This window comes from Halolamina salifodinae, from assembly GCF_017874235.1.
Taxonomy (GTDB): domain Archaea; phylum Halobacteriota; class Halobacteria; order Halobacteriales; family Haloferacaceae; genus Halolamina; species Halolamina salifodinae.
This window is the reverse complement of record NZ_JAGGLC010000004.1, coordinates 1-12,582: the sequence shown is the minus strand read 5'-3', so window position 1 is coordinate 12,582 and position 12,582 is coordinate 1. Positions and strand designations below refer to the sequence as shown.

The 12,582-nt window shown below is 67.9% G+C and carries 13 protein-coding genes and 1 pseudogene; 7 read left to right on the top strand and 7 right to left on the bottom strand.

Going from position 1 to position 12,582, the window contains the following annotated elements; genetic code table 11:
- The first annotated feature begins 393 nt into the window (after positions 1-393).
- Positions 394-1,881, top strand: coding sequence for an IMP dehydrogenase (gene guaB / locus J2753_RS09430; RefSeq protein ID WP_209491703.1), 1,488 nt, complete (start codon positions 394-396; stop codon positions 1,879-1,881).
- A 93-nt stretch (positions 1,882-1,974) separates the two neighbouring features.
- Positions 1,975-2,619, top strand: a complete 645-nt coding sequence (locus J2753_RS09425; protein WP_209491702.1) for a HalX domain-containing protein — start codon at positions 1,975-1,977, stop codon at positions 2,617-2,619.
- A 1-nt stretch (position 2,620) separates the two neighbouring features.
- On the opposite strand, the gene J2753_RS09420 is transcribed toward J2753_RS09425, so the two are convergent.
- Positions 2,621-3,589, bottom strand: a complete 969-nt coding sequence (locus tag J2753_RS09420) for an ornithine cyclodeaminase family protein (protein ID WP_209491701.1) — start codon at positions 3,587-3,589, stop codon at positions 2,621-2,623.
- A 211-nt stretch (positions 3,590-3,800) separates the two neighbouring features.
- Between J2753_RS09420 and J2753_RS09415 the strand changes: the two genes are divergently transcribed.
- On the top strand, positions 3,801-4,967 hold the full coding sequence (locus tag J2753_RS09415; protein WP_209491700.1) for an NAD(P)/FAD-dependent oxidoreductase: 1,167 nt from the start codon (positions 3,801-3,803) through the stop codon (positions 4,965-4,967).
- A 45-nt stretch (positions 4,968-5,012) separates the two neighbouring features.
- Positions 5,013-6,383, top strand: coding sequence for an amidohydrolase (locus J2753_RS09410; RefSeq protein ID WP_209491699.1), 1,371 nt, complete (start codon positions 5,013-5,015; stop codon positions 6,381-6,383).
- A gap of 88 nt (positions 6,384-6,471) precedes the next feature.
- On the opposite strand, the gene J2753_RS09405 is transcribed toward J2753_RS09410, so the two are convergent.
- The 4 genes from J2753_RS09405 to J2753_RS09390 form a co-directional block, all read right to left on the bottom strand.
- Positions 6,472-6,915, bottom strand: a complete 444-nt coding sequence (locus J2753_RS09405) for an RNA-binding protein (protein WP_209491698.1) — start codon at positions 6,913-6,915, stop codon at positions 6,472-6,474.
- Between the two features lie 71 nt (positions 6,916-6,986).
- Positions 6,987-7,199, bottom strand: coding sequence for a DUF1918 domain-containing protein (locus J2753_RS09400; RefSeq protein ID WP_209491697.1), 213 nt, complete (start codon positions 7,197-7,199; stop codon positions 6,987-6,989).
- Between the two features lie 50 nt (positions 7,200-7,249).
- Positions 7,250-8,359, bottom strand: a complete 1,110-nt coding sequence (locus J2753_RS09395; protein ID WP_209491696.1) for a glycosyltransferase — start codon at positions 8,357-8,359, stop codon at positions 7,250-7,252.
- Between the two features lie 24 nt (positions 8,360-8,383).
- Positions 8,384-9,448 (bottom strand): glycosyltransferase family 4 protein, encoded by a 1,065-nt coding sequence (locus J2753_RS09390; RefSeq protein WP_209491695.1) that lies wholly within the window; start codon positions 9,446-9,448, stop codon positions 8,384-8,386.
- Between the two features lie 178 nt (positions 9,449-9,626).
- On the opposite strand from J2753_RS09390, the gene J2753_RS09385 reads away from it, so the two are divergent.
- Genes J2753_RS09385 through J2753_RS09375 form a run of 3 tightly spaced genes read left to right on the top strand, consistent with a single transcriptional unit; the run spans position 9,627 to position 11,130 of the window.
- Positions 9,627-9,911, top strand: a complete 285-nt coding sequence (locus J2753_RS09385) for a ribonuclease P protein component 4 (protein ID WP_209491694.1) — start codon at positions 9,627-9,629, stop codon at positions 9,909-9,911.
- 53 nt (positions 9,912-9,964) lie between these two features.
- A complete protein-coding gene (locus tag J2753_RS09380; RefSeq protein WP_209491693.1) occupies positions 9,965-10,207 on the top strand; it encodes a YhbY family RNA-binding protein in 243 nt (80 codons plus the stop codon).
- Between the two features lie 50 nt (positions 10,208-10,257).
- Positions 10,258-11,130 carry a mechanosensitive ion channel family protein gene (locus tag J2753_RS09375; RefSeq protein ID WP_345777186.1) on the top strand — a complete coding sequence of 291 codons (873 nt, stop codon included), beginning with the start codon at positions 10,258-10,260 and terminating at the stop codon, positions 11,128-11,130.
- 46 nt (positions 11,131-11,176) lie between these two features.
- Here the strand turns inward: J2753_RS09375 and J2753_RS09370 are convergent, their stop codons facing one another.
- On the bottom strand, positions 11,177-12,316 hold the full coding sequence (locus J2753_RS09370; protein WP_209491692.1) for an acyl-CoA dehydrogenase family protein: 1,140 nt from the start codon (positions 12,314-12,316) through the stop codon (positions 11,177-11,179).
- A gap of 104 nt (positions 12,317-12,420) precedes the next feature.
- Positions 12,421-12,582: pseudogene (locus J2753_RS09365) on the bottom strand (RNA-guided endonuclease TnpB family protein); the annotation flags it as partial.

The window sequence follows — 12,582 nt, the reverse complement described above, 5'->3', positions numbered from 1 at the left end:
GGGAGGATCCTGTAAATTTCGGGAACGGACATCGAAGTGTTCGCCACATCGGTTTAAAGATCGCAGCGGCACTGACGGTCGGCTGGCCGGCGATGCGCGATGCGGCGGGACTTTCGACGTCCATACCCACTGGTTCTCCCGAGAGGGCGATAAACGTTGCGTGAGAAAGGCCCCCATATGCACGGCCACATCATCGGCGAAACTGCCCAAACGTCTACGAACTCTCGGATATACGGGCATAAAACTGAAGATATGCCGACGCCCGCCGAGCGCGGCGGGGCAACCCGCTGCTCGTGGTCGATGTCCCGATACCGGGCCTGACGGGTGTGGCGAGACGGCGCACACGGTTTCGGGACTCGGAACGTTTTTGGGCCGAGGCTCACCACCTGTTACATGGAGAGCAACGAGTCGGAACCCTTCTCGGAGAAGCTACGAGTACCGGAAGCGCTGACGTTCGACGACGTTCTGCTGCGACCCAAAGAGAGCCGTGTCGAACCCGACGCGGCGGACGTGTCGACGAAGGTCACGAAGAACGTCGATCTGCAGATCCCCATCCTCTCGGCGGCGATGGACACCGTCACCGAGGCCGGGATGGCCATCGGCATGGCTCGCGAGGGCGGGCTCGGCGTGCTCCACCGCAACATGGACACCGCCGCGATGGAGGCCTCGATCATCCAGGTCAAGCGCGCCGACGAACTGGTGATCCGGCGGGAGAACGTCGTCACCGCCTCGCCCGACCAGACCGTCGACGACGTGGACGCGATGATGGAGCAGAAGGGCGTCTCCGGCGCCCCGGTCGTCGACGACGACGACACCGTGCTGGGGATCATCTCCGGCACCGACATCCGGCCGTACCTCGAGGTCGGCGAGAACGACGAAGTCCGCGAGGCGATGACCGACGAAGTCGTCACCGCCGCCGAGGACGTGAGCGCCCGCGACGCACTGGAACTCATGTACGACCACAAGATCGAGCGCGTCCCCATCGTCGACGACGAGGACCGCCTCGTCGGCCTCCTGACGATGCAGGGCATCCTCGCGCGTCGCGAGAACGAGAACGCGGCCCGTGACGCGGACGGTCGCCTGCGCGTCGGCGCCGCAGTCGGCCCGTTCGAGGAGGAGCGCGCGGTCGCCGCCGACGAGGCCGGCGCCGACGTGCTGTTCATCGACTGCGCCCACGCGCACAACCTCAACGTTCTCGACTCCGCGGAGGCCATCACCGAGTCCGTCGACGCCGACGTGGTGGTCGGGAACGTCGGCACCAAGGAGGCCGCCGAGGCCTGCGTCGACTTCGCGGACGGGATCAAGGTCGGAATCGGGCCGGGCAGCATCTGTACAACCCGAGTCGTCTCCGGCGCGGGGATGCCCCAGATCACGGCCGTCGCCGAGGTGGCCGACGTGGCGAGCCAGCAGGACGTGCCCGTCATCGCGGACGGAGGGATTCGGTACTCCGGCGACGCGATCAAGGCCATCGCCGCCGGCGCCGACGCGGTGATGCTCGGCTCCTACTTCGCCGGCACCGACGAGGCGCCGGGCCGCGTCATCACGATGAACGGCAAGAAGTACAAGCAGTACCGCGGGATGGGCAGCGTCGGCGCGATGCAGTCCGGCGGCGGCGAGCGCTACCTCAAGGAGGAGAACGACGAGGACTACGTCCCCGAGGGCGTTGAGGCGGCAACCCCCTACACGGGGACGCTGGCCTCCGAGCTCCACCAGCTCGTCGGTGGGATGCAGTCCGGGATGGGCTACGTCGGCGCCGAGACCATCCCCGGGTTCAAGCGGCGCGCGGAGTTCGTCCGCGTCTCCGCGGCCGGCCAGACCGAGGGCCACCCACACGACGTGATGATCACCGACGAGGCGCCCAACTACAGCCCCAACGAGTAAGCGCGGGCAGCTCTCCGCGTGGGACTCCGGAAGGGGTATTTTGATATAGTCGGGCGTCCGTCTTCCGACAGAGCCAACTGCTCCCTGTATCCGATGAGCGAAGACCTTCCCCTCGTGCTCGTCGTCGAAGACGAGTCCGACCTGGCCGATCTCTACGCGGCGTGGCTCGGCAACAGCTATCGCGTCCGCACGGCCTACGGCGGCCGCGAGGCGCTCGAGAAGCTCGATGCCGACATCGATGTCGTCCTCCTCGACCGGCGGATGCCGGGTCTCTCCGGCGACGAGGTGCTCGACGCGATACAGCAGCGCGGTATCGACTGTCAGGTGGCGATGGTCACCGCGGTCGAACCGGACTTCGACGTCCTGGAGATGGGGTTCGACGACTACCTCGTCAAGCCGGTCGCCCGCGAGGAGCTTCTCGACACCGTGGGCGACCTCGAACGCCGCAGCAGCTACGACGCTGGCGTCCAGGAGCTGTTCTCGCTGGCCTCGAAGAAGGCGTTGCTCGAGGCCGAGAAAACCGACGCCGAACTCGCCGAGAACGAGGAGTACCAGCAGCTGGAGGCCCGACTCGCGGAGCTCCGCGAGGAACTCGACACGACCATCGAATCGATGGACTCCCAGGGGGAGTTCGACTCGCTGTTCCGTGAGTTCGAGGACGCCGACGCCGCGGACGAGTCCGACCCGTTCGGCGGCAGCTCCGAGGACGAGGACCCCTTCGGCGGCGTGCAGGAGTAGCTCAGAGCCCGACCTGATCGCCGACGTTCTCCGTGACCGCCTGCTCGAACAGCGCCGTCGCCGCCGCGGCGTCGAGCACGGCCGAGCCCACTGAACCCACCACCAGTATCTCGTCGTCCGTCTCCCGCCCGGTCCCCCTGACGAACACCGTCGAGAGCGGCGTAAACGCCGACGGCCCCTGGTCAGGGAAGTCGCCGGTCTCCGCGACCTCCTCCGGCACGTCGCCGAACAGCCGTGCCGCCCGCGAGACCGTCTCGGCGTCGAGTTCCCGCATCTCGGCGGTGTAGGCGCCGACGGCGACCACGAGCGTCCCCGGGGCCAGCGCGTCCCCGGGGAAGACCGGTTCGGTGGCCGTCGTCGCCGTCACGACCACGTCGGCGTTCGAAATCGCCGCACGCGCCGAGTCGACAGCTTCCGCGTCGATCCCCGATTCCCGGAGGTCAGCCGCACACGACTCCCGCGACTCGCTGGGGGAGTAGATCCGAACCGACTGGACACCGCGCGCGGCGTCGATGGCTCGTGTCTGCCAGCGCGCCTGCGTCCCCGCGCCGACGACCCCCACCCGCACCGGTCCCTCACCGACTGCTAGATGCTTCGCGGCCAGCCCGCCGATACAGCCGGTTCGCGCGTTCGTGATCCGGGTCCCGGCGAGCAGCCCCACCGGTTCGCCAGTCCGCGCGTCGGTCAGCGCGATCTGTGCCTGCACCGTCGGCAGGCCCCGATCAGCGTTCCCCTCGTGGACACTGGCGAGTTTGGTGGCGTATTGTTGGTCGCCGTGGATGTATGCCGGCATCGTCAGCCCCGTCCCGAGCGGGTCGTCGCCGTCGAGTCCTGTGCCGACGGGGAAGTGGGGTCGCTCGGGCCGTTCGACCTCGCCGCGCCCCTGCTTGCGGAACGCTCGCTCGATTTCGGGCAGCAACGCCGACAGATCGAGCAGGCTCGCTACGTCGTCGTCCGAGAGCACGCGCATACCCCCGACCTGCTGCCGACGGGAGAAAGCTCTTCCCCGAGTTTGAAACCGGATCGGGCGACCAGCGCCCCCAACAGCCGCGAGGGAGTCGAGGCGGGAGCGTGGCGCGCCCCTCGCGAGATCCCCACGCGCCGCCTGCTCGCCACCGTCGCCGTCGACAGCGACGGCTGCCGGCACAACGGTTTTGGCCGCGCCGCGCGCAGTCGAACTTATGCGAACAGTTGTCGTGGGCGGCGGGATCGTCGGACTGTCGAGCGCCTACGCGCTCGCGGAGCGCGGCGCCGACGTGACCGTCTGCGAGAAGGGTCGGCTCGGGGACGGCAGCACCTCGCGCGCGCTCGGCGGGATCCGCGCCCAGTTCTCGACGGCGGTGAACGTCGACCTCACGCTGGCCAGCCTGCCGGTCTGGGAGTCCTTCGAGGAGCGCTTCGGCGTCGATATCGCGTTCCGCCAGACGGGCTACCTCATGCTCGCGCGGACCGAGGAGACCGCAGCGGGGCTGGAGCGGCAGGTCGAGATGCAGCGCGAGCAGGGTGCCGGCACCGAACTCCTCACCCCCGAGGAGGCAGCCAAGCATTGCGTGGGTGTCGACCCGGACGCCATCACGGCGGCGACGTTCAACGCCCGCGACGGCTTCGCCGACCCCTACCTCGCGCTCCAGGGGTTCGCCGATGCCGCCCGGGAGGCGGGCGTCAATATCCGGACGAACACCGCGGTCACCGACGTACAGGTGGACGACGGCCGCGCCGTCGGCGTCGCGGTCGAGGGCGACGGCGCGCCACGAAACGGGATCATCGACGCCGACGCCGTGGTCAACGCCACGGGGCCGTGGGCTGCCCGGATCGCCGAACTGGCCGGCGTCAACGTGCCGGTCGGGCCACAGCGCCGGCAGGCGGTCGTCGTCGACCCCGAGCGATCCGTGCCCGAGAGCGACCCGCTCACCATCGACCTCGAGACGGGGTCGCATTTCCGCCCGGAGCGCGACGGTGCGGCCGTCGTGGGTGGCTACTTCGCCGACAAGCCGGAGACACCCTCGCCCGACGACTACTCGGATACGCACGATCTGCCGTGGGCCGCTCAGGCGGTCGAGCGCGCCGGCATCTACTGTGACTACTTCGGCGACGGAACCCGGATCAAGCGTGGCTGGGCCGGCCTCTACGCGGTCACGCCCGACCACCACCCGATCATCGAGGAGTCACGCCCCGGGTTCGTGCAGGCCATCGGCTTCTCGGGTCACGGGTTCCAGCACGCGCCCGCCACCGGGCAGGTGGTCGCGGAGCTGCTCCTCGACGGCGAGGCGTCGACAGTCGACATCGACGCCCTCGGGAGCGACCGCTTCGAGGAAGGCGAGCTCCTGCAGGAGCGAAACGTGGCCTGAGTCGGGACGCCACACTCATCACCCCGCCGCGCTTCGTGGCTGTCGATGACTGACACGGCGGCGCTCAAGCGGCGCGTCCGGGAGGCAATCGACGAGAACGACGAGGCGATCCGCTCGCTCGCGGAATCGGTCCACGCGGAGCCGGAGTTGGGGTACAAGGAGACCGAGACGACGAAGAAAGTCGCCGCGGAGTTCCGAGGAGTGGGACTCGATGTAGAGACCGAACTGGCGGTCACTGGCGCGCGAGCGCGAGCCAGTGGGACCAGCGATGACCAGGGAGACGCCGAGGACGAGACAGGCGACGAGTTCGTCTTCGCCCTCCTCGGCGAACTCGACGCGCTGGTCAACCCCGGCCACCCAGCGGCGAACCCGGAAACCGGCGCCTGCCACGCCTGCGGTCACGAGGCGCAGTTGGCCAATCTCGTCGGCGCGGCCTACGGTCTCGTGGCGTCAGGCGTCGTCGACGACCTGCCCGGCGCGGTGGAGTTCATCGCCGTCCCGGCCGAGGAGTACCTCGATCTGGAGTACCGCCGCGGCCTGCTCGATGAGGGCGAGATCGAGTTCTTCGGCGGCAAGCAGGAACTGATCCGTCAGGGCTACTTCGATCATATCGACTGCGCGGCGATGATCCATGCCGCCTCGGAGACGCCTGAGCGCGAGGTCAGCAGCGACTTCTCCTCGAACGGGTTTGTCGGGAAGACCGTCCAGTACGAGGGGCGGGAGTCCCACGCCGGCGGCGCACCCGAGGAGGGCGTGAACGCGCTCAACGCCGCGATGACGGGGATGAACGCCGTCAACGCCAACCGGGAGACGTTCCCCGACGAGGAGCACGTCCGGGTCCACCCCATCGTCACGAAGGGCGGCGACGGCGTGAACGTCGTGCCCGCGGACGTGCGCATGGAGTCTTACGTCCGGGCCAAGAGCGTCGACGCCATCGAGGACGCCAACGCGACGACCAATCGCGCGCTGGAGTCCGGCGCGATGGCCGTCGGGGCCAACGTCACCATCGAGGACTTCCCGGGCTACCTCCCGCTCCGGACCGACGAGACGCTGGTGGCGGCGTTCGACGACAACGCCCGCGAGGTGATCGGCGAGGACGCCGTCTTCGGCGAGCATCAGCACGTCACCGGATCGACCGACATGGGCGACGTGAGTCAGATCGTCCCGTCGGTCCACCCGTGGACTGGCGGGTTCGAGGGTTCGGCCCACTCGACGGAGTTCGGCGTCGCCGACGAGGAGATGGCCTACCTGCTGCCCGCGAAGGTGACGGCGTCGATGGTCGTCGATATTCTTGCGGACCCCGAGAAGCGCGAGGCGATCCGCGAGGCCAAAGCCGGCAAGCGCTCGACCGAGGCGTACCTCGAGATCGTCCGCGGGATGCGCAACACCCGGGAGGCGTCGTACATGGGCGAATAGCGAGGAAGTCGACATCTCGGACCGGCTGTCCGGGGGTTGCAGCATCAAGTGGACCGAGAACTAACGGTCGCGCTCGTCCCGTCGTCGATCAGTTCCCGGCGTGCTCCCGGGCCTGTTCCAGCGCCTCGCGGGCGTTCTCGACGGCCGCGGGCTGTTTGGCGGGGTAGGCTTCGACTTTCGCCCGCAGAGTGATTCCGGGGCCGCGGTCGACCGTCCCTTTGAACGCGTCCTGTTTGTCGAGTCGGAGGAAGAACGCACAGTTGTCGTCGACGCGCTCGTCGAGTTCGGCGATCACCGTCTCGATGTCGGAGAGTTCGCTGAGTTGCCGGAGCACGTGGCGCACGTCGTCGGCGTTGTCCACGCGCGCGGAGAACACGACGATGCGGTCGCCGTGGTGGCCGCTGTTGACGGCGCGTTCGATCTCGTACTCCTCGGGCAGGAACCGGCGGAGCGCCTGCTCGACGCGCTTCTCGTCCTCCGTGGCGTAGCAGAAGGTCCGCAGGTCGACGTAGTGAAACGGGACGCTCGGCATGGCTGTTCGTTCGTGGGTCGCGCGCAAAAGGCTTCCTCGACGGCGACCACCGCTCGCCGAGACAGAATCGCTTACTCCTCGTCGTCTTCTTCGTCGTCGCCGGCTTCCTCGACCAGCTCCAGCTGGTCCTCGGGGATGCCGGCCTCCTGGCCCTCCTCGAAGACGATGGTGTAGTTCGGCGCGCCGAACATGGTCTCCATGACCTGCGTGATTTCGCCTTCCTCGCCGTCGAACTCGCTGTGCTCGTCGTGGAGAACGACTACATCGCCCTTCTCGAAGCTCATACGCCTCCGTACCGCAGGCACCGGTTTAAGCGCCGTGATTCTGCCGAGAGCTACGCCCGCACGTCGGCGTATATCTCCGCCAGCAGATCCACCGCGTGTTCGACGCTGATCGCCTCCCGTTTGTCCAGACAGTTCGCGCTGAGTCGCTCGCGGTCGTCGAGCGTCCGCGCAATCGCCCCGGCGAACGCGTCGACGTCGCCTTCCGGGAAGTGATAGCCCGTCTCGCCGTCGTCGACGGTGTCCGAGAGCGCGCCGCTGTCGACGGCGACCACGGGCGTGCCGCAAGCGAACGACTCCAGCGCCACCAGTCCCTGCGTCTCCACGGGGCTCGGGAACAGGAACGCGTCGAGACTGGCGTAGAACGCCGGCAGCTCCTCCCGGTCGAGGAAACCCAAGAAACGCGCGTCGACGTTCCTTGCGCGGGCGGCGGCCTCCAACTCCTCGCGTGCGGGGCCGTCGCCGCCGAACACGACCGTTACCTCGCGGTCGAGGCGGTCGCAGGCGACGAGGATCTCAGGCAGCGACTTCTCGTGGCCGTGCCGCCCGGTGTAGCCCACGAGCGTCCGGTCCTCCGGGAGGTCGTGGCGCTCGCGGAAGCCAGAGGGATCGACCGGTCGGAACCGCTCGGTGTCGACACCGTTGGGGACCACCCGTGGGTCGTCGACGCCCAGTTCCTCGGCGACGTACTGCCCGGTGTTCTCGGAGGGGACGATCACCGCGTCGGCCTGCCCGAGGAACCACGACTCGTAGCGACGGCTGAGCGCCGCCGTCCGCTTCCGGATCGGCGCCCACGAGGAGAGGTAGGTGGCGTACTCCGAGGCGGGCGTGTGGTAGGTCGCCACTAGCGGAAGGTCCTGACTGCGGGCCAGCCTGAAGCCAGCGAGCCCCAGCGAGAACGGTGTGTGCGCGTGGACGATGTCGACATCGGTGACGGCGTCGGGCACCCGCGGCAGCCCAAGCCGATAGCCCGCGTAGATGGGCAACGGCAGCGACCGAACCGGGTGTTCGCCGGGTTCCGGGTCGCGGTCGGGCGCGCCGGGGTAGACCACGTCCATGCGGCCACCCCGCTGTTCCCAACGGTCGCGCCAGCCTTGGACGGTGTAGGTGACGCCGTTGACTGTGGGGAGGTAGGTGTCTGTAAACGCCGCGACCGACTCCATGGTGGCAGGATCGGCCGACGGCCCTTAAGCGGTTCCGGATTGGCGCTCGAGCAGGCGCTCGTACTGCTCGACCAGTCGGTCGCCGACGCGTTCGAGCGAGTGTTCGGCGGCCGTCTCCTCGGCGTTCTCGCCCAGTCGCTCCCGGAGGTCGGGGTTCTCGGCCAGTCGGTCCAGCGCGTCGACGAACTCCGCCTCCGTCTCGCACTTCAGGCAGTCCTCGCCGTGGGTGAAGAACTCCTCGAACACCGGGATGTCCCGGACCACGACCGCTTTGCCGCACGCCATCGCTTCCAGCGCCGCGATGCCCTGATTCTCGTCTTTCGTCGGGAACAGGTAGACGTCGCCGGCGCCGAACGCGGCGCGCTTGTCGTCCATCCAGCCGGTGAACGTGACGTTCTCCGGCGGGTCCGTCGTCCACCGGCGCACCGTCTCGCTGGCCGCGGGGCCCTCCTCGTAGTGGCCAAACCACGCGAAGTCGTAGTCGGTCCCTCGGGCGACCCGGCAGAACGTCGTCAGCCCCTTACGCTCGAACACTTCGCCGACGCAGAACACCACCATCCCGTCGAGGTCGAAGCGCTCGCGGGTCTCCTCCCGGAACGACTCGAACCCCGAAAGCGACTCGGTGTCGACGCCGTTGGTCACTGGCTCGATGGGCGTCGTGACCGGGTACTCCCGGAGCACCCCCTTCGTGTACTCGCTGGGGCAGAGCACCAGGTCCGCCTGCGAGTAGAACCACCGGAGGTACGGGCGGAGTGCGGGTGCGACCTGACTCGTGAAGCGGAACGACTCGCCGAAGTCCTCCGCGGTCACGTGAGCGTGCAGGACGAGGGGGATGTCGTTGCGTTTGGCGTGCCGGGCGACGGCGACGCTCCCGGGGCCGACGAGGTTGCAGTGGGCCACGTCGTACTCCATGAATGCCGACCCGCCCGTCAGCCGTGATTTGCCGGCGTCGAGGGGGTCGTCGCCGACCCACGGCGACTCAACCACGTCGACGCCGGCGGCGTCGAGGGCTTTGCGCTGCTGACGTGTCGCGGTGGCGATGCCGCCGCGGATCCGGCCTTCCAGTTCGAGATAGTCGAGAACGCGCACGGCTTTCGTCGTTCTTTGGAGGACGGATTGATCAACGTTCCGGCTGGCCGGTGCCGGACCGATTTCCAACGTCCCGGCTGACCGGTGCCGGACCGATTTCCAACGTCCCGGCTGACCGGTGCCGGCCCGGAAGCGCAGGCCCGAAAGCGATAACCACGCTGCCGGCGTTCGATTACGTATGAGTGCGGATATCGCCGCCGAGCGGATCGAACGCCTCGCGGCGCTGGCCGAGGCGGCCGTCGCCGACGGGGAGTTCGACCGCTCGCGGGAGTACGTGCGGCTGGCCCGACGGCTGGCCGAGCGCCACCGGCTCTCGCTCCCGCGGTCGTTCGCCCGCGCGGCGTGCGGCCGGTGTGATGTCTACCAGCGCCCCGGCGTCAACGTCCGGGTGCGGGCCCAGCGCGGGCGCGTGATCCGCCGGTGTGACTGTGGCGCGACGGCGCGCTACCCGTACACCGACTGACGGGTCCCCAGACCGAAGCTTCAAAGCTTCAGGGGGGTGAGTATTCGGTAAGAATGTCCGAGGAGTTCCGAAAGCAGGCACACGAACTCGAGGTTACGGTGTGGGTGGGGAAAAAGGGCGTCGACGCAGTCGTCGACGAGCTATCGGATCAGCTCGAAAGCGAGGAGCTAGTCAAGGCCAAGTTCCTCCGCTCGGCGCGGGGGACCGACGATACCGAAGAGTTGGCGGCTGACCTCGCGGACCGTGTCAACGCCGAGGTGATCGACACGCGCGGGCATACGGCGGTGTTCCACTGATGGCGCTGCTGCAGACGACTGCGACCCCGACCGCGGGGATGGACTCGACGATGGGCGCGAACCACGTCGCCGCCGCGTTCCTCGAAGGGCTCGGGGTCCCGACGGTGCTCGCCAACGCCGTCGGCGCCGCCATCGTCTTCGTCGGGGTACTCGCCGCCGTGTACCTCGTCGGGCAGGCGATGGTCGTCCCGCTGGTCGACCGCGTGCTCGACGCCCGCGGCCTCGAGAAACACGCGCGACTGCCGGTCCAGAAGCTGACGAGCGTCCTGATCGTGTTCGTCGGCATCGCGGTCGCGTTCGGCTTCGCCGGCTTCGGCAACTTCCTCCAGTCGCTGGCGACCATCGCCGCCGCCGCGACGCTGGCTATCGGCTTCGCGATGCAGGACGTGATCGCCAACTTCGTTGCCGGCCTGTTCATCTTCACCGACCGCCCGTTCCGCATCGGCGACTGGATCGAGTGGGAGGGCAACTCCGGCATCGTCGAGGACATCTCCTTCCGCGTGACCCGCGTGCGCACGTTCGACAACGAACTGCTCACCGTGCCGAACTCCCAGCTAACCGACGGCGTGATCAAGAACCCCGTCGCGAAGGACACGCTGCGGCTCCAGTTCACGTTCGGCATCGGCTACGAGGACGACGTCGAGACGGCGACCGACATCATCGTCGATGAGGCCGAACGCCACCCCGAGATCCTTACGGATCCGGCCCCGAGCGTGCGCCTGACGGAACTTGCCGACTCCTACGTCGGCCTGCGCTCGCGCATCTGGATCGACAACCCCTCGCGGGCGGACTTCGTGAAGATCCGCTCTGAGTACGTCAAGAACGTGAAGGCCCGCTTCGACGAGGCCGGGATCGAGATCCCGTTCCCCCAGCGGGATCTCTCGGGCCAGATCGAACTGCCGCCCGAACACGTCCAGCAGTAGTTTCGCGGCTCGCGGTCAATTTTCCGACGGAAAAAGAGCGCCCGCGCTACAGCATCCGGTCGGCGATAGTGTTGCGCAGCACCTCGCTGGTGCCCTCGTAGATCTCGTTGAGTTTGGCGTCGCGGTAGTAGCGCTCGACCGGGAAATCCTTCGTGTAGCCGTAGCCGCCGTGGACCTGGATCGACTCGTTGGCCACCTCGCGGCTGACTTCGCTGGCGTAGAGTTTCGCCTGCGCGGCCTCCTTGATATACTCCTCGTCGCGCATCTTGAGGTCCGCGGCCTTGTGCATCAGCAGTTTCGCGGCCTGCACCTTCGTGTCCATATCCGCGAGTTTGTGCTGGATCGCCTGAAACTCCGAAATGGGCTGATCGAACTGCTCGCGGTCGGTGGCGTACGCCGTCGCCGCTTCCTTGGCCGCGCGGGCGATGCCGACACCGCGGGCGGCGATGGAGATGCGGCCGCCGTTGAGCGTCTTGAGCGCCTGTACGAACCCGTCGCCCTCGTCGCCGATGACGCGGTCCGCGGAAAGGCGCAGGTCGTCGAACCGGAGTTCCGCGGTCTGACAGCCCTTGTCGCCGAGTTTGTGCTCGGTGTTCTCCACGATGAAGCCGTCGTCTTCCTCGGGTCGGACGACGAAGGAGCTGATTCCCCGGTTGCCGGCGTCGGGGTCCGTTTTCGCGAACACCGTTACCGTGTCGGCGACAGAGCCGTTGGAGGTCCAGAGTTTGCCGCCGTTGAGAACGTACTCGTCGCCGTCCTTCTCGGCCGAGGTGGTCATCGCCGGCACGTCGCTGCCCGCGCCCGCCTCCGAGAGCGCGAACGCGCCGAGGTCGTCGCCGCGCGCGAGCGGCGTGAGGTACTCTTCTTTCTGCCGTTCGTCGCCGAACTCGTAGAGCATGTTGCCCGCGAGCGAGGTGTGGGCGGCGACGATGGTGCCGAGACCGCCCGAGCCCCGCGAAATCTCCTCGATCCCGATGGCGTAGGAGTGGTAGTCGAGGCCGGCGCCGCCGTACTCGGTCGGGAACGGCATCCCCATCAGCCCCAACTCGGCCATCTGGTCGACCAGGTCATCCGGGTGCTCGTCGCTCTCGTCGATCTCCGAGGCCCGGGGGACCACCTCCTCGTCGACGAACTCGGCGACGGTGTCGCGGATCTGGCGCTGCTCGGCGTCGAGGCTGAACTCCATACCCAGTGTGCTCCGCCGGCGCGGGCTTAGGGTTTTCTAACCCCGACAGCCCCGGTTGACATCCTCCTCCAGCTAAAGCCGGAGGAATCCCAAGCGTTGGGATATTAGGGTTTACAGTCCCCCTGCTCTCTCGTTGTGAACGACCCGCTCTCGCGGTCGAACAGGAAGACCCCGGGCTGTGCCAACCAGCCGTTACTCATATCCCCCGTCGGGGGACTCTGAGTTATCTTTCTCCGAATATTCACCGCGCCGTTCACGTCCGCATT